This is a genomic window from Micromonospora sp. SL1-18 (genome assembly GCF_047921505.1).
Taxonomy (GTDB): domain Bacteria; phylum Actinomycetota; class Actinomycetes; order Mycobacteriales; family Micromonosporaceae; genus Micromonospora.
On the sequence record NZ_JBLROA010000005.1, the window covers coordinates 85,240 to 105,288 of the forward strand.

The 20,049-nt window shown below is 68.8% G+C and carries 22 protein-coding genes and 1 tRNA gene; 14 read left to right on the forward strand and 9 right to left on the reverse strand.

What is annotated here, in order from left to right:
* The first annotated feature begins 97 nt into the window (after positions 1 to 97).
* From ACNAW0_RS03695 to ACNAW0_RS03725, 7 genes are all read left to right on the forward strand, one after another.
* Complete coding sequence (locus ACNAW0_RS03695) at positions 98 to 1,408, forward strand: quaternary amine ABC transporter ATP-binding protein (protein WP_416286259.1); 1,311 nt, start codon at positions 98 to 100, stop codon at positions 1,406 to 1,408.
* Positions 1,405 to 2,298 carry an ABC transporter permease gene (locus ACNAW0_RS03700; protein ID WP_416286260.1) on the forward strand — a complete coding sequence of 298 codons (894 nt, stop codon included), beginning with the start codon at positions 1,405 to 1,407 and terminating at the stop codon, positions 2,296 to 2,298. The genes ACNAW0_RS03695 and ACNAW0_RS03700 overlap by 4 nt, the downstream gene beginning before the upstream one ends.
* 72 nt (positions 2,299 to 2,370) lie before the next feature.
* Positions 2,371 to 3,255, forward strand: coding sequence for a glycine betaine ABC transporter substrate-binding protein (locus ACNAW0_RS03705; protein WP_416286261.1), 885 nt, complete (start codon positions 2,371 to 2,373; stop codon positions 3,253 to 3,255).
* Positions 3,256 to 3,480: 225 nt separating this feature from the next.
* Positions 3,481 to 5,934: a metallophosphoesterase gene (locus tag ACNAW0_RS03710; RefSeq protein ID WP_416286262.1), complete on the forward strand. Its 2,454-nt coding sequence runs from the start codon at positions 3,481 to 3,483 to the stop codon at positions 5,932 to 5,934.
* A gap of 185 nt (positions 5,935 to 6,119) precedes the next feature.
* Complete coding sequence (locus ACNAW0_RS03715; RefSeq protein WP_416286263.1) at positions 6,120 to 6,965, forward strand: S1 family peptidase; 846 nt, start codon at positions 6,120 to 6,122, stop codon at positions 6,963 to 6,965.
* Positions 6,966 to 7,164: 199 nt separating this feature from the next.
* Positions 7,165 to 7,800 carry a TetR/AcrR family transcriptional regulator gene (locus tag ACNAW0_RS03720; RefSeq protein WP_416286264.1) on the forward strand — a complete coding sequence of 212 codons (636 nt, stop codon included), beginning with the start codon at positions 7,165 to 7,167 and terminating at the stop codon, positions 7,798 to 7,800.
* Positions 7,797 to 8,444: a class I SAM-dependent methyltransferase gene (locus ACNAW0_RS03725; protein ID WP_416286265.1), complete on the forward strand. Its 648-nt coding sequence runs from the start codon at positions 7,797 to 7,799 to the stop codon at positions 8,442 to 8,444. Before ACNAW0_RS03720 ends, ACNAW0_RS03725 begins: the two co-directional genes overlap by 4 nt.
* 50 nt (positions 8,445 to 8,494) lie before the next feature.
* Here the strand turns inward: ACNAW0_RS03725 and ACNAW0_RS03730 are convergent, their stop codons facing one another.
* The 3 genes from ACNAW0_RS03730 to ACNAW0_RS03740 all read right to left on the reverse strand — a co-directional run bounded on the left by ACNAW0_RS03730 (position 8,495) and on the right by ACNAW0_RS03740 (position 10,296).
* Positions 8,495 to 9,148, reverse strand: coding sequence for a substrate-binding domain-containing protein (locus ACNAW0_RS03730; protein ID WP_416286266.1), 654 nt, complete (start codon positions 9,146 to 9,148; stop codon positions 8,495 to 8,497).
* Positions 9,136 to 9,258 (reverse strand): hypothetical protein, encoded by a 123-nt coding sequence (locus tag ACNAW0_RS03735; RefSeq protein WP_416286267.1) that lies wholly within the window; start codon positions 9,256 to 9,258, stop codon positions 9,136 to 9,138. Before ACNAW0_RS03735 ends, ACNAW0_RS03730 begins: the two co-directional genes overlap by 13 nt.
* A gap of 102 nt (positions 9,259 to 9,360) precedes the next feature.
* Entirely contained in the window at positions 9,361 to 10,296 is a 936-nt protein-coding gene (locus tag ACNAW0_RS03740; RefSeq protein ID WP_416286268.1) for a DMT family transporter, read from the reverse strand.
* Between the two features lie 109 nt (positions 10,297 to 10,405).
* Between ACNAW0_RS03740 and ACNAW0_RS03745 the strand changes: the two genes are divergently transcribed.
* Positions 10,406 to 11,281, forward strand: a complete 876-nt coding sequence (locus ACNAW0_RS03745) for a LysR family transcriptional regulator (protein WP_416286269.1) — start codon at positions 10,406 to 10,408, stop codon at positions 11,279 to 11,281.
* 40 nt (positions 11,282 to 11,321) lie between these two features.
* Here the strand turns inward: ACNAW0_RS03745 and ACNAW0_RS03750 are convergent, their stop codons facing one another.
* Positions 11,322 to 11,714 carry an HAD family hydrolase gene (locus ACNAW0_RS03750; protein ID WP_416286270.1) on the reverse strand — a complete coding sequence of 131 codons (393 nt, stop codon included), beginning with the start codon at positions 11,712 to 11,714 and terminating at the stop codon, positions 11,322 to 11,324.
* Here ACNAW0_RS03750 and ACNAW0_RS03755 point away from each other — a divergent pair.
* The 4 genes from ACNAW0_RS03755 (at position 11,713) to ACNAW0_RS03770 (ending at position 14,990) form a co-directional block, all read left to right on the forward strand.
* Positions 11,713 to 12,249 carry an Arc family DNA-binding protein gene (locus tag ACNAW0_RS03755; RefSeq protein WP_416286271.1) on the forward strand — a complete coding sequence of 179 codons (537 nt, stop codon included), beginning with the start codon at positions 11,713 to 11,715 and terminating at the stop codon, positions 12,247 to 12,249. The two genes, ACNAW0_RS03750 and ACNAW0_RS03755, sit on opposite strands and share 2 nt — an antisense overlap.
* A gap of 78 nt (positions 12,250 to 12,327) precedes the next feature.
* Positions 12,328 to 13,173: a DUF4097 family beta strand repeat-containing protein gene (locus tag ACNAW0_RS03760; RefSeq protein WP_416286272.1), complete on the forward strand. Its 846-nt coding sequence runs from the start codon at positions 12,328 to 12,330 to the stop codon at positions 13,171 to 13,173.
* Between the two features lie 30 nt (positions 13,174 to 13,203).
* Entirely contained in the window at positions 13,204 to 14,163 is a 960-nt protein-coding gene (locus ACNAW0_RS03765; protein WP_416286273.1) for an ATP-binding cassette domain-containing protein, read from the forward strand.
* Positions 14,160 to 14,990 (forward strand): ABC transporter permease, encoded by an 831-nt coding sequence (locus ACNAW0_RS03770; RefSeq protein ID WP_416286274.1) that lies wholly within the window; start codon positions 14,160 to 14,162, stop codon positions 14,988 to 14,990. Before ACNAW0_RS03765 ends, ACNAW0_RS03770 begins: the two co-directional genes overlap by 4 nt.
* A 630-nt stretch (positions 14,991 to 15,620) precedes the next feature.
* Here the strand turns inward: ACNAW0_RS03770 and ACNAW0_RS03775 are convergent.
* Positions 15,621 to 16,169, reverse strand: a complete 549-nt coding sequence (locus ACNAW0_RS03775) for a hypothetical protein (RefSeq protein ID WP_416286276.1) — start codon at positions 16,167 to 16,169, stop codon at positions 15,621 to 15,623.
* 221 nt (positions 16,170 to 16,390) lie between these two features.
* On the opposite strand from ACNAW0_RS03775, the gene ACNAW0_RS03780 reads away from it, so the two are divergent.
* On the forward strand, positions 16,391 to 16,720 hold the full coding sequence (locus ACNAW0_RS03780) for a nucleoside triphosphate pyrophosphohydrolase family protein (protein WP_416286277.1): 330 nt from the start codon (positions 16,391 to 16,393) through the stop codon (positions 16,718 to 16,720).
* Positions 16,721 to 17,004: 284 nt separating this feature from the next.
* Here ACNAW0_RS03780 and ACNAW0_RS03785 read toward each other — a convergent pair whose 3' ends face one another.
* Entirely contained in the window at positions 17,005 to 17,562 is a 558-nt protein-coding gene (locus ACNAW0_RS03785; protein WP_416286278.1) for a hypothetical protein, read from the reverse strand.
* Positions 17,563 to 17,658: 96 nt separating this feature from the next.
* Between ACNAW0_RS03785 and ACNAW0_RS03790 the strand changes: the two genes are divergently transcribed.
* Positions 17,659 to 17,862 (forward strand): hypothetical protein, encoded by a 204-nt coding sequence (locus tag ACNAW0_RS03790; RefSeq protein WP_416286279.1) that lies wholly within the window; start codon positions 17,659 to 17,661, stop codon positions 17,860 to 17,862.
* A 10-nt stretch (positions 17,863 to 17,872) separates the two neighbouring features.
* Here the strand turns inward: ACNAW0_RS03790 and ACNAW0_RS03795 are convergent, their stop codons facing one another.
* The 3 genes from ACNAW0_RS03795 to ACNAW0_RS03805 all read right to left on the reverse strand — a co-directional run bounded on the left by ACNAW0_RS03795 (position 17,873) and on the right by ACNAW0_RS03805 (position 20,029).
* Positions 17,873 to 18,865 carry an ArsR/SmtB family transcription factor gene (locus tag ACNAW0_RS03795; RefSeq protein WP_416286280.1) on the reverse strand — a complete coding sequence of 331 codons (993 nt, stop codon included), beginning with the start codon at positions 18,863 to 18,865 and terminating at the stop codon, positions 17,873 to 17,875.
* A gap of 193 nt (positions 18,866 to 19,058) precedes the next feature.
* On the reverse strand, positions 19,059 to 19,796 hold the full coding sequence (locus tag ACNAW0_RS03800; protein WP_416286281.1) for a VOC family protein: 738 nt from the start codon (positions 19,794 to 19,796) through the stop codon (positions 19,059 to 19,061).
* Between the two features lie 159 nt (positions 19,797 to 19,955).
* Positions 19,956 to 20,029: transfer RNA gene (locus tag ACNAW0_RS03805), tRNA-Ile, on the reverse strand.
* Positions 20,030 to 20,049 lie beyond the last annotated feature (20 nt).

A 20,049-nucleotide genomic window follows, 5' to 3' on the forward strand; every position in this document is an offset into this window, starting at 1 on the left:
CGCTGATGACGTCGGTAGGTTTCCGGGCCAGCCCCCTGTGGCCTACTAAATGTGACCGATGTTGATACCGACGGACGAGACACGAAGATGGCCACCGATGGCGCGATCCGCCAGCGGTGTCACCGGAGAGGGGATCGTGCCCGCACTCACAGTGAAGTCGCTCTACAAGATTTTCGGCAATCGCGCTGACGAGGCGATGAGACGCCTCGCGAGCGGCGCCCCGCGCGCCGAGGCGCTGGCCGGCCTGCCGGCCACCGCCGCCGTGATCGACGCGAACTTCGAGGTACGCCCCGGCGAGATCTTCGTCGTGATGGGCCTGTCCGGTTCGGGCAAATCCACCCTCATCCGGATGCTCAACGGCCTGCTCCGGCCGACCCGCGGTAGCGTGCAGGTCGACGGCGTCGAACTGACCACGCTCAAGCCCGCCGCGCTGCGCAAGCTGCGGCGGGAGAAAATCAGCATGGTCTTCCAGCACTTCGCGCTCATGCCGCACCGGACGGTGCTGGAGAACGCGGGCTACGCGCTGGAGGTCGCCGGCCTGCCCAAGGCGGAGCGGCGCGAGCGCGCCCTGGACGCGCTGCGCATGGTCGGTCTCGAGGAGTGGGCGGACAAGCTCCCCCACAACCTCTCCGGCGGCATGCGGCAGCGGGTCGGGCTGGCCCGCGCCCTCGCGGCCGGCACCGACATCCTGCTGATGGACGAGGCGTTCTCGGCGCTGGACCCGCTCATCCGCCGGGAGGTCCAGGACCAACTCCTGGAACTCCAGGCCGAGCTGGGCAAGACCATCATCTTCATCACCCACGACCTGAACGAGGCCATGCGTCTCGGCGACCGGATCGCGGTGATGCGGGACGGCCGGATCGTCCAGATCGGCACCGCCGAGGAGATCCTCACCGACCCGGCCAACGACTACGTGGCGCAGTTCGTCGCCGACGTCGACCGGACCCGGATCCTGACCGCCTCGTCAGTGATGGAGAAGCCGCATCACGTGTTGGACGTCAACGCCGGTCCCCGGGTGGCCGCCCGCGCCCTGCGGGAGAGCCAGACCTCAGTGGTCTACGTGACCGGGCCGATGAAGCAGTTCCTCGGCACGGTCACCGAGGACGAGGTGCTGCGGGCGCTGCGCGAGGGCCGGCCGAGCCTCGACGGGTACGTCTCGACCGAACGGGTCCGCACGGTCGCCGAGGACACGGCGGTGGCCGACCTGTTCGCCGACTGCGCGGAGAGCCTGCACCCGGTGGCAGTCCTGGACGACCGGGGCCGGCTGGCCGGGGTGATCCCGCGGATCACCCTGCTCAGCGCCCTGGCCAGCGCGACCCCGGAGGGGGCGCCCACGGTGGACGGGGCGCCGGACGGGCCGGCGCAGTCCGGCGTCGAACTGGTCTCTGCGAAGGGAGAGCCGGCATGAGCATCGCGCAGTCCCCGCTCGACGCGTGGCTGCCCCGGTTGCCGCTCGGCACCTGGACCGAGTCCGCCGTCGACTGGGCCACGCGTACCCTCGGACCGGTCTTCGACGCGGTCGCGGCCGTGGTCGAGGCCCTGGTCCGGCCGCTCGATGCCCTGCTCACCGGCGTACCGGCGGTGGCGGTCGTCCTGGTCCTGGCCGCGCTCGGCTGGTGGCTGCGTGGCTGGAAGTTCGGCCTCGGCAGCGCAATCGGCCTCGGCCTGGTGGCCGGGATGCCGTACTGGGAGGAGACCATGAGCACCCTCGCCCAGGTGCTCGTGGCCAGCGTGCTCGCCCTGCTGCTGGCGATCCCGCTGGGCGTCTTCATCGCCGAGAACAAGCGGGCGTCCGCCCTGGCCCGGCCGGTGCTGGACCTCATGCAGACCATGCCGGCGTTCGTCTACCTGATCCCGGCGATCTTCTTCTTCGGCATCGGCACCGTACCCGGTGTGCTGGCCACGCTGGTGTTCAGCATGCCGCCCGGGGTACGCCTGACCGAGCTCGGCCTGCGTCAGGTCGACCAGGAGATCGTCCAGGCCGCGGAGTCGTTCGGTGCGCCGCCGTGGATGGTGCTGCTCCGGACCAAGCTGCCGCTGGCCCTGCCGACGATCATGACCGGGGTCAACCAGGTCATCATGCTGGCCCTGTCCATGGTGGTCATCGCCGGCATGGTCGGCGCCGGCGGCCTCGGCGACGTGATCATGTTCGCGCTCTCCCAGGTCGAGGTGGGCAGCGGCTTCGAGGGCGGGATCGCCGTCGTGGTCCTCGCCGTGGTGCTCGACCGGCTCACCGACTCCGTGGGCGACCGGTTCCCCTCCGCGCGGGCGCAACGCCTCGCGCGGCAGGCTGCCTGACCGTCGCCCTCCGCCGGCACCTCTGTTCCCGCGTACGCGGGTCTGCCGGCTGTTCAGAGAGGAAGGAAACTCTTGTTCACCACCCTGAAGCGCGTCCTGGCGCTCGCGGTGACCGCCACCCTGGCACTGGGCGGCGCCGCCTGCAGCGCGAAGTCGGACGGCGGGTCCGGCAACGGCAAGAAGATCACCATCGGCTACATGGCCTGGGACGAGGCCGTCGCCGCGTCCCATCTGTGGCAGCACATCCTTGAGGAGAAGGGCTACCGGGTCCAGCTCAAGAACCTGGAGGCCGGCCTGGTCTACGGCGGCCTGGCCAACGGCGACATCGACCTCTTCCTGGACGGCTGGCTGCCCCAGACCCACGCCTCCTACATGGAGAAGTACGGCGACAAGCTCGAGAAGCTCGGCGTCTGGTACGACGACGCCAGCCTCAGCATCGCCGTGCCGAAGTACGTCGAGGGCGTGGACTCGCTCGAGGACCTGGCCGCCAAGGCCGGCACCTTCGGCGGGCAGATGATCGGCATCGAACCGGGTGCCGGCCTCACCAAGGCCACCCAGGAGAAGGTGCTGCCCAGCTACGGCCTGGACGGCGCCATGAAGCTGAAGACCTCCTCCACCCCGGCCATGCTGGCCGCGCTCGACAGCGCGATCGCCGCGAAGAAGCCGATCGCGGTCACCCTCTGGCACCCGCACTGGGCGTACGCCAAGTACGAGCTGAAGGACCTGACCGACCCGAAGGGCACGCTGGGCGCCGCCGAGCAGATCAACACCTTCGGCCGGAAGGGCTTCGGCAAGGACTTCCCCGAGGTCGCGAAGATGCTGCAGCAGTTCAAGATGGACGGCCAGCAGCTCGGCTCGCTGGAGGACCTGATGTTCAACACGCACAAGGGGGACGAGAAGAAGGCCGTCTCGGAGTGGCTGAAGGCCAACCCCGACTACCTGAACGCGCTCTCCTGACCGCGCCCGGCTGGGGGCTCGCCGCTGCCGGCGGGCCCCCGGTCGGCGCGAGTCGACGCTCTTGACTCGTCAGCGGGCCCGCCGCCGGTGGTGCTACCGGCGCTGACCCCCTGACCAGCGGATATTCCCGGCGCGCCTGCTCCAGTTTGTCTCGGGTTCATCGGGCCATCACCGCGACCGCCTAGCGTCCCGCCTCGTTGCTCGCGACACCGCAAGGAGATGGGCGTGCTAGCCAAACGAAAACTCGGCCTCACACTGACCTCGGTCGCCGCGCTGATCTTGTCGGCGGGGCTCTCCGCCTCGGCGGGCGCGGTCGGTGGCGAACTTCAGCGGATCACGCCGGCGGTCGACGCGAGTCGCCCGCCCCAGGATCGGCTCGTCCTCGCCGTGATCGGGGACTACGGTGGCTGCGGCGTGGACCGCAACTGCGCCGCGGAGTACCAGGTGGCCGACATGGTGCACTCCTGGACCCCCGAAGCCATCCTGACCGTGGGTGATAACACCTACCAGCAGGGCCGGCCCGACGAGGTCGTCAAGGCTCAGGCGCCGTACAAGGCGGACATCGACGCCGGCAAGTTCTTCCCGATCATGGGGAACCACGACTACGGCAACGGCTGCACGCCGGAGAGCGTCCAGCCGAGCCTGGACTACTTCAAGGTCCCGGCGGCCTTCGTCGCCGGCTTCGGCAACGGGCTGCTCGACTTCGTCAACCCCGACGCCAACTGCCAGACGGCGACGGGCGGCTCGAAGCCATCGATCTACGACGCGTACCGCAACACGATCACCAGCAGCACGTCGGCCTGGAAGATCGCCGGCGGCCACCAGCCGATCTATTCCTCTGGCAAGGCCGGCAACAACCTGGACCGCGCGTGGATGATGACACCGGGCGTGGATCTGATCCTCGCCGGCCACGACCACCACGCGGAGCACATCGAGACGGCCGACGGTTACCACATCGCCATCACCGGCAACGGCGGCGAAGGCCTGACCCCGCTGTTCGGCGTCGCGCCGGGCAGCAAGTTCCGCGACGCCACGCACTTCGGAGCGATGCGGCTGACGGTGACCCCCGATTCGCTGAAGGCGGAGTTCCTGTCCCTGCCGGGCACCGTCGACTACTACTTCGTGCTGAAGAAGGACGCGCAGGGCCAGGCGTACCTGGCCGAGCGGTCCGACTGGGTCGACCCGAACCCCAACCCGGGCGGCGGCCCGGTCCCGAACAAGTACGCGGTCTCGTTCGACGTCGCGGCGGACAAGACCGACGGGCTGACCTACAAGAACTACGAGGACGGCCCATACGTGACGACCGAGGTCGACGGCCGCCGGGCCCTGGAGCTGCAGAAGAACCCCTTCGGCGGCGCCAACCAGCTGTACCTGTTCGTGGACGACACCGCGATCTCCGGCGGGCCGTACCAGGTCAAGGCCACGATCAGCTACCGTTCCCCGGTCACCGGCTCGTTCGCCTTCCAGTACGACTCGCAGCAGAGCGGCTCGGCCTACCAGCGCTCGACGCCGGTGACGATCGGCGCCGACCAGGTCAACCAGTGGCAGACGGCGACCATCGACATTCCCGACATCCAGTTCAACAACCGGCAGAACGGTGGCGCGGACCTGCGGCTGAACGCGGGCGCCAATCTTCCGCTCGCCATCTCGGCGGTCCGCATCGACGTGGTTCCGCCTTCTCCCCCGGTGACCTGGGTCTCGATGGACTTCAACGAGGAGCCCGAAGGGCTGACCTGGATCCCGTACGAGAGCGGCCCAGCGCACGAGATCGTCGTTGACGATCGGCCCGCCCTGCAGATCGACAAGAACACGTTCAACTCCGGCAACAACCTCTACCTCGCCGTCGACGACCGCTACATTCTCGGCGGCCCGTACGACGCCAAGGCGACCATCCAATACCGGTCCCCGGTCGCCGGCTCGTTCGTCCTCCAGTACGACTCTGCGGCCACCGGATCGGCGTACCAGAGCACGACCCGCGTGAGCATCACCGCCGCGATGGTCAACACCTGGCAGACCGTGACCCTCGACCTGCCACAGGTGATGTTCCGGAACCGGCAGAACGGCAACGCCGACATGCGGATCGTGGCCGCGAACAACCTGCCCCTCATTATCGGTTCGATGAGCGTGCAGCTGCTTGAGAGCCAGGCGCAGCTGCTGAAGAAGGCGCAGGACGCGGTCGCCGCCGCCGAGGCCAACCCGTCGGCGGAGACGATCACGGCCGCCGAGACAGCCATCGCGAAGGTCACCGACACCACCCAGGCCGCGGCACTGAACCAACGACTGACCGTCGTCAAACTCCTCGTCCAAACCCGCGACCTGCTCAACCGCATCGCCGCAACCGAACTGACCAACGCCGACCAGATCGACGCCGCCGTCACCGACCTCACCACGGCGACCACAATCCTCGGCCAGCTGCCGGCCGACCGGCAGGGCGACCTGCCAACCCACCTCAGTACGACGAAACGCCGCATCGCCGACGCCCTCGCCCAGTACCTCGCCAACCCCACCGAGGGAAAACCAGATCCGATCAAGCGGCCCTGGCTGGACCTCGTCATCTCCGACACCTACGACCAGTACGGCGAAACCGACCTGCACGACCGCGTCATGTCCATCGTGCGCAGCCACGCCACCGGCCAACAGGTCACCACCGCCATCAACGAATTCCTCGCCTCCCGCTAAACGGAAACAGGCTCGGGGCGGCGTCGAACCACCGACGCCGCCCCGAACCACCCCGACGGCCCGGCTGCTTTGCACTACGAATACCCGCTCGCCTCCACCAATCTGGCAAGCTTCGGTAGCCCCATCCGGTCCATGTCGGCAGTAGATCTTCCCGAAGACTCGGAGACCGGGCAGGATAGGCCGGCATGAAAGCACTGCGTCGCAGCCTAGCCGCGATCGTCGCGACGACGTTCGCGCTGCTGGCCACAACCGCGCCCGCGGCTGCCATCACCGGCGGCGAACCCGACGGCAATCGGCACCCCAATGTCGGGCTGATCCTGTTCTACGACGAGACCGGCCGCTACCGTTGCTCGGCCACCCTCATCTCGCCGACCATCGTGCTCACGGCCGCGCACTGTACCCAGGGCACCCTCGGTAAGACCCTGGTCACCTTCGACTCGGTCATCGCCGAGGCACCGCCGAGCCCGTTCCCGGTGGCGGCGAACCCCAGCGCCGGCTACACGGCCCAGGAGCTCGCCGCGGCGGGTTACCTGTCCGGTACGGCGTACACCCACCCGCAGTACTCGGACTTCACGGACATGGACAACTGGAACGACGCCGGCGTGGTCGTGCTGGACAAGCCAGTGACCGGCATCGCCCCCGCGACCGTGGCGCCGAGGAACTACCTCGACCAGTTCGCGCAGCCGAAGCTCAACAAGACCAACTTCGACCTGGTCGGGTACGGCACCGAGGTCCGCAAGCCGGAGTCGGGCCCGCAGAAGCCGCAGCCCATGAGCTACCCGCTGCTGCGTCGCTACACGACCTCGCCAGGGCAGAAGCTCACCCCGCAGATCCTGCAGATGAACGGCAACCCGAACGACGTCCGCGGCGGTGGCGGCACCTGCTTCGGTGACTCGGGCGGCCCGAGCTTCCTCAACGGCTACCTGGTCACGGTCACCAGCTACGGCTACACGGCCAACTGCCGTTACCTCGGCGGCTACCAGCGGGTCGACATCCCGGTGGTCCAGGACTGGCTCGCCACCATCCGGTAACAGCTCACCTGCCCACCCCTATGCCGGCGGGTGCCTCCCCATGGAGGCACCCGCCGTCGTTCGTCAGGGCCCAGGTGGCGCCGCGAACTGCCTCGTCAACGTCGTTTGCCGGGGCGTCCATCGATGCCTCCGCTTGTGCCCTTGAAAGTGCACATAGGCATAGGTACATTCTGAAGTCAACAAGAGTTGGAGGGCCGTCTTGGCCGAGGAGAAGCTGGAACCGGTACGCCGTCTGCGCCGCCCGGAACGCCGGGAGCAGATCGTCGCCGCAGCGAGCGAGGCGTTCGCGCGTAGCGGCTTCGCGGCGACGAGCCTGGACGACATCGCCGCCGAAGCAGGGATCACCCGGGCCATCCTCTACCGGCACTTCGACTCCAAGACCGACCTGTATCAAGCGGTCCTGGACCGCATGTGCGCCCGCCTGGAAGCCCATGTCCAAGAGCCGGTGGGCGGGTTCACCGGTGCCAGCATCGACGGGCTCCTCGAAGCGGCGGCCGAGTCGCCGGCCGGGTTCCGGCTACTGTTTCAGCACGCCCTGCGCGAGCCGGAGTTCAAGGAGCGCATCGAGAAGTTCCGCGCCGACATCACCGCCGCCGCGCATCTGCAGATCGCCGCCTCCGTCTCCGATGAGGCGCTGGCGAGGTGGGCGGCGCAGTTGGCGCCGGTGGTGGCGATCGAGGCGATCATTGCCTGGCTCGATGCCGGGCAGCCCGACCCGCGGCAAGCCGCCGCGCGGGTGCGGCAGGCGGTGGTGAGTGCCATCGCCGCCGCAGTCGCATCCGACGTGGATTGCACCCTTCCCGACCCCACGCGTATGGAGGGTCCACCGTCATGACCAACAACGCCAGAGCAGAGAGCCGCGAGACCCCGACCGCCCGGCAGAAGCGGGTGTGGGACAGGGCGGCCCCCAGCTACGACAGGCAGATCGCACTCTTCGAGAAGATCCAGTTCGGCGGCGGCCGGGAATGGCTCGGCGGCCGCGCCCGCGGCCGGATCCTCGAAGTCGCCATCGGCACCGGTCGCAACCTGCCCTATTACCCCGCCGACGCCGGCGTCACCGGCATCGAGCTGAGCCCCGCCATGCTGGCCGTCGCGAAGCGGCGCGCCGCCGACCTCGGCCGCAACGTCGACCTGCGCGAGGGCGACGCCGAGCACCTGCCGTTCGACGACGCCTCGTTCGACACGGTGGTCTGCGCGCTGTCGCTGTGCAGCATCCCCAACCCCGCCCTGGCGATCGACGAGATGAGACGTGTCCTCACCCCAGGCGGCAGGCTGCTGCTGCTCGACCACATCGGCAGCACCTGGCCACCGATCTACGCCGCCCAGTGGCTTCTCGAGCGGATCACCATCCGAGCGGCCGGTGAGCACTTCACCCGTCGCCAGCTACCTCTCGTGCGGGCCGCCGGGTTCGAGGTCGTCGAGGTGGAACGGCTGAAGGCCGGCACTGTGGAGCGCCTTCACGCGGTCAAGCCCGGCTGATCGGCTGCCGGAGCTCAGCGCGGCGTCTCCCCCGCCCCATTCCCCGAGTCTCAGCCGATGGGCACGGTCGACTCGCGTATCACGACGCGGCCGGGGAACTCCTCCGAGCTGGACAGGGCGACGCCGTCGATGGCCGCGAAGAGCCGTTGGCCGGCGACGGTGCCGAGGCGTTGGAGGTTCATGTCGATGCTGGTCAGGCGCGGGCGGGAGTGCGCGGCGACGGCTTCCCAGTTGTCGAAGCCGATCACGGAGGTGCTGCCGGGCACGTCGCGACCGAGGTCGCGCAGTGTCTCCAGGACGCCACGCGCGATCTGATCGCTGCCGCAGAAGATCGCGTCGACCTCGGGGTGCTGCCCGACGACCATGCGTGCCGCGGCTCGCCCCCAGGACTCGTCCCACGACCCGAAGTACGGCCGGTCGCCGACCAGGGTCAGGCCGGCGGCGGCGAGCGCCGCGGTCGCGCCTTCGGCGCGGTCGCGGGCCGCCTGGAAGCCGGCGTCCCCGGTGATGTGGGCGATGTTGCGCCGACCGCAGGGCAGGAGGTGGTCGACGGCGAGCCGGCCACCTCCCACGTTGTCGACGGTGATGGAGATGTCGTCCGGGTCCGCGGAGGGGGCGTAGACGTACACGACCGGAACGGGGATGGTGCCGGCCAGCGGTGGGCGGGGGTCGGTGCGGGATCCGACCACGATCAGACCGTCCACCGCCGGGACAGCAGCGCACGGACGTGATGCCTCTCCCGGATCGCGTCGCCGCGCGCGTCGCACAGGAAGACCGAGATCTGCCCCGCCCCGAAGGCGTCCTCCGCGCCCATGAGAATGGGAATCGAGAATCGCCCCTACGTCGACCACCGACGCCGCCCCGAACCACCCCCACACCCCAGCCGCTCGGGTGCTACCAGCGCCCGTGCGGCGCGTCAGGTGCTCGGCGCGACCGTGGCCGGGGTTTCCGCCGGCACCGGCGCGGACGCCCGCGTATGCCGGCGGGTCAGGGCGACCCCGACGAGCACGACCACCATCCCGACGGCGATCCGGAGGCTGAGACCCTCGTCGAGCACGATGGCCCCCAGCGCCACCGAGATCACCGGCAGCAGATAGCCGACGGTCGCGGCGTTGGTGGCACCCTCGGCGGCGATGATCCGGTAGGTGAGGTGGAAGGTGATCCCGGTGGCGACGACGCCCAGGATCACGACGGCGATCAGGGTTTTCGGGCTGATCTCGATCGGTGTCAGGCCGCCGGCCGGCAGGGTCAACGCGGTCAGGGCGGTCGCCGCGACGAGCTGCGCCGCGGACAGTGAGATGGTGGGGATTCCCTTGCCGACCAGGTTACGACCCATGAACGCGAAGCCGACGGCGTAGCTCGCCGCGGCGGTGACGACGGCGAGGGCGCCCCAGCCGCCCGACCCCGTCGTCCGCCACGGGGCGAGGATCAGCACGACCCCGGCGAACCCGAGCAGGAGTCCGGCCAGCCGCGCCGGCGGGAGTCCACGCTCGGATCCGATGATGACGCCGATCAGCAGGGACCACAGCGGGGTCGTCGCGTTCAGGACGCCGGCCACCGCCGAGTCGATGGTCTGCTGGCCGATGCTGAACATGGCGAACGGTACGGCGTTGCAGAAGAAGGCGGCCACGACGATGTGCCCCCAGACCGCCCGCTTCCGAGGCAGCCGATGGCCCGAGGCCAGGCATGCGACCAGCAGCGTGACCGATCCGAGGACGCACCGGCTGAGGGTGACCTGGACCGGAGTCAGGGCGTCCAGGGCCAGCTCGATCCAGAGGAAAGTTGATCCCCACAGCAGGGCGAGCACGCCTATCCGCGCCCATGCCCAGGTCCTGCCGACGACACCGTTCACCGTGATCTCCTTGACCAGTCCTCGTAGACGGTGCCGCACCTGACCTGGAAGGACAAGAAAAGGATTCTGCACTTCTGTTAAGTTCTGCTACATGCTTGATGTGCGACGTATGCAGGTCCTGCGAGCGGTGGCCACCAGCGGATCGGTGACCGCGGCGGCGGCGCACCTCGGCTACACCCCCTCGGCCGTCAGCCAGCAGGTGGCGGCACTGGAAAAGGAAGCCGGGATCGCGCTGCTCGAACGCGTCGGTCGGGGTGTGCAGCCCACAGCGGCGGGTCGGCTGCTCACCAGACACGCGGCCATCATCAGCCAGCACCTCGCCGAGGCCGAGACCGCGCTGGCCGACCTGCGCGCCGGGCGTACGGGCCGACTGACGATCCGTTATTTCGCCTCGGTCGGCCCGACCCTGCTGGCACCCGCCCTGGCTCGATTCAGGGGTGAGCACCCGGGCGTGGCGATCGACCCCAAGCTGAGCGATCCAGACGATCCACTGCCGGAGGTGGAGCAGGGCAACGCCGACCTGGCAATCGTGGTCCGCGGGCCGGGCGACGGAAGCCACCCGGGCATCCGGGTGGTGCACCTGCTCGACGACGCGTACCAGGCCGCGCTGCCCGCCGGACACCCGCTCGCCGCGCAACGGGTGATCGACCTGACCGACCTCGCCGGCGAGGCTTGGGTCGGCAGCGAGCCCCCCGGCCCCTGCCTGGAGCCGATAATTGACGCCTGCGCCGCGGCAGGCTTCAGCCCGGACTTCGTGGCGAAGTCGGAGGACTACGCCACGGCTCAGGGATTCGTCGCTGCCGGCCTCGGAGTCAGCCTCATCCCGCGACTGGGACTGGGCACCCGCCATCCCGGCGTCACCATCCGCCGGGTCCGCCGCCCGGAGCCGATCAGGCGGATCTACGCCGCGGTCCGGGAGATCTCACTGACGCAGCCGGCACTGCGCGCGCTGATCGACGCCCTCATGGACGCCGCGAAGGAGTGAAACAGGCGAGGCGGTTCAAGGCCCGCCAGGTCATCTGCAGCTACGGGCCGGAGTCCTCGCCTCGCAGTACTTGGACAGCGGCCACGACGTCCGTGACGGTGCGGTCAGGCGGGGTGAGTTTCGCCGGCCAGTCCTTCCCTCGGCTGATCCAAAGGGTGGCAAGGCCTGCCGCGCGGCCACCCTCGATATCAAGTACAGGGCTGTCACCGATCGCCCAGCCCCCGCCCGGCAGATCGAGGCCGCACCCGCGAGCTGCTGCCTCGAAGATCTCGCGTGCCGGCTTCCGGATGCCCAGCTCTCCGGACACTGCCCAGGCATCGACGCATCGGGCTGCGCTCTTTCCTCCGGACAAGCCGGCTGGCACCAAACATGGTGCCTCTTGTGTGCCAATGTGGCTTGCCTGTGTGCCATTGATGTGCCATATTGGCACCATGGACTTGACCTCGTATGTGAGCAACCTCGGACGTGAGTTCGCCACGCTTGCCGAAGCCGGCGGTGAGGAGTCGCGTGCGCTGGTCGAACGCCTGACCGGGTCGCTGGAGTCGGCGATCCGGATGACGCTGCTGGACGCGCTGTCGGCTGCCGCCGACGAGATCACCCGGGACCTGGCTCCGGGTTCGGTGGAGCTGCGCCTGCGCGGACGCGATCCGAGCTTCGTCGTGACCTCGCCACCCGCCGAGCCGCTCGGGCTCGCGACCGAGGACGCCGCGGCGACGGTCGATGGCGCGCCGGACAGCGATCTGCTGCTCCTCGCCGAGGACGGCCCCGCCGCGCGGATCAACGTACGCATGCCTGAGCAGGTCAAGGCCGCGATCGAGGAGGCCGCGGCCAAGGAGGGGCGCTCGGTCAACGCCTGGCTGGTCCGGGCAGCCGCCACCGCCTTGCAGCGCTCCGATCGCGATCAGCGTCCCGAGCCACGCGGCAGCGGAAAACGGACCCAGCAGCGCTTCACCGGCTGGGTGCGCTAGCCGCACCGCACGCCTTCCTCCACACCACGTCCCCCGACCTGCGGGGACGGCTCACCTACCTATGATGAGGGGACAACCATGCCCAATTTCGAGACGCCCGAACCGATCTCCGTCACGCTCGAACTCGGCGTCGGGAATGTGCGGATCGCCGCGAGCGACCGGACCGACACCGTTATCGAGGTCCGCCCGAGCGACGAGGCCGACGAGTCCGACGTGAAGGCCGCTCAACGGGTCCGTGTCGACTACGCCGACGGCATGCTCCGGGTCACCGGCCCGAAGGTGCGCGCGTTCGACTTCTCCCGCAAGACCAGGTCGGTCGACGTGTCCGTTGAGCTGCCGAGCGGGTCCCAGGTGTCGGTCGAGACACAGATGGGCGACGTCCGCTGCGCCGGCCGGCTCGGGGAGTGCGGGCTCAAGACCTCCGCCGGCAACGTCTGGGTCGAACGAACCGGCCCACTGCGCCTGAACACGTCGGCCGGCCACGTCACCGCCGACGGCATCACGGGCAACGCCGAGATCTCCACCGGCTCCGGCGCCATCCAGATCGGCGAGATCGAGGGCACCGCGGTGGTCAAGAACTCCAACGGCAACACCACGATCGACGCGGTCACCGGCGAGGTGCGGGTGCGCGCGGCCAACGGCGACATCCGCATCGAGCGGGCCGGCGCCGGCGTCGACGCGAAGACGTCCAACGGCGCCATCCGCCTCGGCGAGGTGGCCCGCGGTCAGGTCGTCCTCGGCACCGCCATGGGCGACCTGGAGATCGGCATCGCCGAGGGCACCGCCGCCTGGCTGGAGGTGAACACCACATTCGGGCACGTACGCAACCAGCTGAAGAACGCCACCCGGCCCGAAGAGGCCGACGAGACCGTCGAGGTGCGCGGCCGCACCGCCTACGGCGACATCACCATCCGCCGGTCCTGACCCGCGTCCGGCACTGGAGAAAGGGAAACCATGACCATCAGCCAATCCCGGCCGGCGATCACCGTGACCGGTCTGCGGAAATCGTTCGGCGACCAGGTCGTGCTCGACGGTCTCGATCTGACCGTGCCGCGGGGAACGGTCTTCTCGCTGCTCGGCGCGAACGGCGCCGGGAAGACCACCACGGTCAAGATTCTGTCCACTTTGATCAGTGCCGACGCCGGTGACGTCCAGGTCGCCGGGCACGACCTCGCCCGCGAACCGGACGCGGTGCGCGCCGCGATCGGTGTCACCGGTCAGTTCTCCGCGGTGGACAACCTGCTCACCGGCGAGGAGAACCTACGGCTGATGGCGGATCTGCACCACCTCGCCCGGGGCGAAGGCCGGCGGCGCGCCGCCCAGCTGCTCGAACAGTTCGACCTGACCGAGGCAGGCCGGAAGCCGGCATCGGCCTACTCCGGGGGCATGCGGCGGCGGCTCGACCTGGCGATGACCCTGGTCGGCAGCCCGCAGGTGATCTTCCTCGATGAGCCGACCACCGGACTGGACCCGCGCAGCCGCCGGAACATGTGGCAGATCATCCGGGATCTGGTGGCCGGCGGTGTCACCATCTTCCTGACCACGCAGTACCTGGAGGAAGCCGACGAGCTGGCCGATCGGATCGCGGTCCTCGACCGAGGCCGGGTGGTCGCCGAGGGAACCGCGGAGGAACTGAAGCGTCGTATCCCCGGTGGACACGTCCGCCTGCGGTTCGCCGACCCGCAGGGCCTCGACGCGGCCATGCACGTGCTGGGTCAGGCCTCATGCGACAACGACGCGCTTGCCCTGCGAGTGCCCAGCGACGGCAGCCTGCGCTCACTGAAGACCCTGATCGGCCGGCTCGACGACCGGGCCATCGAGGTCGACGAGCTGTCCGTGCACACCCCCGATCTCGACGACGTCTTCCTCGCCCTCACCGGCGACTCCACCAACGAGAAGGTGACCACCCGATGAGCGCCTCCACCCTCACCGGCCCGGCTCCGGCGAGCCTCCGTTTCCATCCGCTACGCGACTCGGCGACGATGCTGCGCCGCAACCTCAAGCGCATGCTGCGGTACCCGTCGATGACCGTGATGCTCGTCGGGATGCCCGTCGTCTTCCTGCTGCTGTTCGTCTACGTGTTCGGCGGCACGCTGGGCGCCGGCCTCGGCGGGCCGGCGCCCAGCGGCGGACGCGCCGAGTACGCCAACTACGTGGCGCCCGCGATCATCCTGATGACCGTGGCGGCCACGGTCCAGGGGACCGCGATCTCGATCGCCATGGACATGACCGAAGGCATAATCACCCGGTTCCGCACCATGCACATCGCCCGCGTCTCGGTGCTGACCGGACACGTCCTGGGCAGCGTGATCCAGGCGGTGTTCAGCCTGGCGATCGTGATCGGCGTGGCGTTGCTGGTCGGCTTCCGGCCCACCGCCGGGCTGGGCGCGTGGCTGGCCACGGCCGGTTTCCTGGTGGCGGTGGCCTTCGCACTCGTCTGGCTGTCCGTCGCGCTCGGCCAGGTGAGCAAGACCGTCGAGACCGCGAGCAACCTACCCATGCCGCTCGTTCTGCTGCCCTTCCTCAGCAGCGGGTTCGTCCCCACCGACTCCATGCCGGCCGGTGTGCGCTGGTTCGCCGAGCACCAGCCGTTCACGCCGATCATCGAAACCCTGCGCGGCCTGCTGATGGACAAGCCGATCGGGAACAACGGGTGGATCGCGCTCGCCTGGTGCGCCGTCATTGCGCTGGGCGGATACCTCTGGTCGAAACGACTGTTCAACCGCGAGTCCTCCCGGTAGACGGAGTTTGTGACCGCAGGTGGCAGGGTCCCGGCGATGCTGGGGCCCTGCCGCGGCCGATCCGAGGCCGATGCCCTCTTCGGTCACCTGACCGGCTCACGTTCGCTGATCTTGGGCATGTGCGGCTTCCTGACCTGCGGTTCCTCGCGCCGGAGCGCGGGGCTGAGGACTGCGAGGACAACCAGTGCCGCAGCCGCCACTCCGCCATGGCCACGGCTGGACCGGCGAATTGTGCGAGTCCGCCCGCCACGGCCGCACCCAATGCCTGGATGGTCATCATGCCGCTGCTCGACAGCCCGAACCCCTGCCCGCGCAGATCGTCCGGCAACGCCCTCAGCAGTCGCTGCTGCAGTCCGAGATGAACGGCGAAGCCGACTGACGCCACCGCGACGAGCATGGCAGCGACCAGCAGCCCGGGCCGAAACAGGAAGGCCAGGTAGGGCACGGCGAGAAGTAAGTAGAGCGGCACCACGAGCCGGACCCGGCGGTCGGCCGGAACGAACCGACCGACGACGAAATCGCCGCCCATGATGCCGATCGCCGCAGCGGTGAACAGCAGGCCGGCTTGGTCGCCAGCGTACGGGACGGCCAGCGCCTCGGCCCCGACGGTTCGCGCACCGCCACCTACCGTCACGGCAAGTTCGGCAGGACCAACAACCATGTGCGGACGCGCTCAGCATCCGGCCCGGCGGGCAGCTGATCGACAAGCGGCGCGAGTGAGGCAAGGAGGTTCTTGTGGCGGCGAAGGAGCAGGATCTGGTCGACCGGCAGCGCCTGCCAGCGTTCAGCCAACTCGCCCGCTTGGTCGGGCGTCAGCGTCACGGCCGCCAGGACGCTTCGGACCAGCGCGGCCCGCTCCCAGTTCTGGTCACCCGGCACCGACCCGAGTTCCTGGATCAGCACGGTACGCAGATTGAATCCGTCGGCAGCTGCGCTCCAGCGGTCGTAACCGGCGAACCGTTCGGCGCGGTCGGTCAGCGACAACGCCACCTCGGCCCATTCCCGGCGCGCCTCTGCGGTCAAGGTCCGGTCGCAGACGTGGAGCTGCGCGATCCATCGCGTCCTGAGCCACCAATTGATCGATCCGGGTGCGTTGTCCTCGCTCAAGGTGCTCATCCACTTGCGGACGCGGACACTCGACCACGCGGCCATGTCATCGGCGAGATCCTGGTGCGACATCCGCTCAGTGTGCCCCGGGAGTGCCTATTGGTTTCGTCGAGTGGCGAGTGCGGGTGACCGGTCCGGGTGGGGTGTGGTTGACGAGCATGGCGTGGAGGATGTCGACGCGGCGGCGGGCCAGGCGGACGATCGCGGCGTTGTGCTTCTTGCTGGCGGCTTTCTCGCCGTCGTAGTAAGACCCGGCTGGTCGGGTGGGAGGGGTTCGACCATACTGGTCCGCCATGGACCTGGACGAGTATCAGCGCGGCGCCCTCCGCAGTGCCGCTCCACGTGACAAGAGGAACGAGCTGCTCCATCTGGTGCTCGGGCTGGTCGGCGAATCGGGTGAGATCGCCGAGAAGTTCAAGAAGTGGGTCCGAGACCTCGACAGCGACGAGTCGCGGATCGATCGGGCCGACATCGCCAAGGAACTCGGTGACGTGCTCTGGTACGTGGCGGTGCTCGCCGACTACCTCGATCTGTCGATGGACGACATCGCGGCGGCCAACCTGGCCAAGCTGGCCAGCCGCCAGGGCCGTGGCGTGCTGGGTGGCAGCGGCGACAACCGCTGAGCCAGGGGTTTGTCTATCTGGTTGTCAGGCCGCATTCGGGGTGGGAACGGTTTCGGAGGGTAGTGGGGTGGGTCGACGGCTCGACGTCTCAGCAGGGTTTAGGCGGGCAGGCAGGGCCTTCGAAAGATCATCCGATGGGAGCCGTATGTCTTCACCCGCTCGCCGCGGCAGGTACACCTCCCGGGTACTTTTGCCATTCGAGCCGAGGTCACCGGCGGCGCGGCCCGCTTTGCGGGCCGCCTTGATCGGCTAAGTGCCGAACTCGGCAGTGGTACGTCCTGGCCTCACTGACCGATGTGGAATCGTCCGCCCGAGTAGTGCATCAAGGCGTGGAGAAGCTCGATGCTGGCGATCTGCGGCACGGTCAGCGACCCATCGGCGTCGATGAGGCGTCGTGCTGCGCTGGGGTGTTGGGCGATCATGGCGCGGCCTGCGGCCGTGAGGCAGATGTTCAGCGATGGGCTTGCCAGCGCCGCGAGAGGGCCCTCGACGAGGTTCAGTTGGGCGATGGCCGGCCAGGGTACGTGAAGATAGCGTCCCGGGCGCCACCGGCCGTGCTCGCCGAGATGGACCTGAAGTCCGTCGGGCGCGACGCGGAGCGCCGCAGGTTCTGGGAAGCGATAGTCGCGCTGCCTGATCGGGTGCATGACGATCGCCAGTGCGAAACTGGCACCGATCAGCGTGCCGAGAAGTCCGCCCCCGACACCCCCAACGGTTGTGCCGAGCTCACGACCGACTAACAAACCGCAGATGAGGGCGGCGAGTAGCCAGGGCCACCAGCGGATCGGCCGCACGTTGTTTCCGCCGAACTCGAGTCCTCTGCTTGGGAAGCGCGTGCGCATGCGGCTACTGTGCCCCATGCCCGGCTCGGGAGATCAAGCATCCTTCTGGCAACGGCTGATGGCTGGCTTTCGTGGCCCGGACACGCCTAGGCGGCCATGACCCTGGACGTCTACGCAGACCTGTTCGAGGACGACTTGGACCAGGTCGCGACCGCCTCGACCGGGCGGCGGCTCGTGCCGCTGCGGGCTCAGTGCGGACTGAGGGCGTTGGCCCCGATCTTGATGCCGTTCGTCCAGGTCGTCGGCACCTTGCCTGGTAAGGGCGTTTCCGTGGTGGACCGGATGTGGGCAACGTTTTGATCCACTTGAATCACCGCTCCGTCGACTGGCCGACCAACTGATCGCCAAGTGGGCTGCGCCGATACAGCACGTGCCGCACGTCGCGGGCACGAGTGATCATGCCCGTCGTGTGGAGGACCTGTAGATGTTGTGACACGGCGCTGGGTGTCACGGTGAGCCGGCGAGCGATCTCGACCGTTGGCAGCGGCTCGGCAAGGAGGTGGAGCAGTCGCGCTCTGGGCGCGCCGAGGAGCGACGTGAGAGCAGTCGCGTCGGCAGCCGGTGTTGGGGCCCACGGCGTCGCTGCTCCGCGGCAGGGGTATCCCAGCCACGGTGGTTCATCCGGGCTGACTGGTGGGGCGGGCTTGTGGGCGAACACGGACGGCACCAGCAGCAGTCCTCGGCCGGCGGCCACGATGTGGTGCCTGCCGATCATTTTGTCGATGTGCAACACGCCGTTGTGCCAGCACAGGTTCGGGTGCATGTCGGCGAAGAGCAGGCGCGCGCCGCCTACGGCCAGTTGTCGGGCGCGGTAGGTCAGGTCTGCTTCGAGTACGAGTCGCATCTGTGGCCAGATCGGCTTGAGCGCTAGGTCCCAGTAACGCTGCAGATGGTCGCAGATGGCATCGCGTAATGCTTGAACAGGAGCATCGTCGTCTGCGGTGATCGGCTGCCAGACGTCCGGCAGCCGGCCACGTGGGTACACGGCCAGCAGGTCGCGGCGAACGACATCCGGAGGTGCCCGGCGTACGGCGGCCAGTTCTTCTTCGAAGGTCGCGGCGAACTCCGTCGGCCGGGGCGTCAGGAAATCCGGCAGGCCACGGTCTGGCCCGACCACGGACATCAGCAGGTTGGCGCCGGGTGGATCGAGTCTGCCGAGTATCGACCTGCGCCAGGGCAGGTGTAGCGCATACAGACCGGGCTCGCGTAATACCCGCAGGCTGAGAACGGCCTCATGGATCGGTGAGATCGCGAAGCGGGTGTCCGCGAGATCTTCGACGCGGCAAGTTGCGCCTGGCTCCAACCCCGGCGTTCACGAAGATCGCGCACTGCGCGACCGAATTCGAACGCCAACCGCGCCGCGTCGTACTCCTCCGCGGCTCCAGGCTCAGCCATGCGCCGCTCCCGCATCGCGGCCCAATCGCTGCGCTATTCCTCGGCTGACAAGGACGCCGCCGAGGAGCCGCTGCACGGCCCGCAGGCGAAGAAGCTTTGAGTCAGCGCGGGGCGAGGACGCAGAACTCGTTGCCCTCCGGGTCGGCGAGGACCTTCCACGGGACGTCGCCCTGGCCGACGTCGACGAGTGCCGCGCCGAGGGTCTGCAGCCGGGCTGCCTCCGCCGCTTGATCATCACTGGGGTACGGCGCCACGTCGAGATGGACGCGGTTCCACACGGTCTTCACGCTGGGTGTGCGAAGGAACTCCAGATACGGGCCGACACCCTTGGCCGAGCGTAGCCTCGCATGATCGTCGGTCACCTCGTGCAGGGCCCAGTCCATCGCCTCGCCCCAGAACCGGGCCATGGCCCGCGGGTCCGCGCAGTCGACGACCACTGCGGCGATCGGCCCGGTGTCCCGGAAGACCTCCCTGGGCTCCAGCACGCAGAACACGTTGCCCTCCGGGTCGGCCAGGACCGTCCACGGGACGTCGCCCTGGCCCACATCGGCGGGCGTCGCACCGAGCTCCGTCAGGCGCGCGACCAACTCCGCCTGATGGGCCGCAGAGGTGGTGGCGAGATCGAGGTGCACGCGATACTTCACCGTTTCGGGGTCCGGGACAGTGACGACATCGACGCAGACGGCGACGGGGTCCGGGTAGACGAAGCCCACGGGTTCAACGTTGGTCACACCGGGTCCCTCGCTGGAAACACCCCAGCCGAGCGCCTGCGCCCAGAACCCGCCGAGCGCCGAGTCATCCCGAGCCTTGAAATTCACCTGAACCAGTCGCAGTGCCATGCCGCCGATCATATGCGCAGGTGAATGAGGAAGCCGCGCCCTCATTTGCCCGCTGAAGGCGGGGTCGTCGCCTGGCAGGAGGCGACGGCCATGCAACGCGAAGGCCCAGCTTGCAAGGAAGCTGGGCCTACGTCAATCGGACATATCTGACATGCGGGGTGGGGCGGGCGGGACTCGAACCCGCGACCGAGGGATTATGAGTCCCCTGCTCTAACCCGCTGAGCTACCGCCCCGCTACCGCGCCGGATCTTAT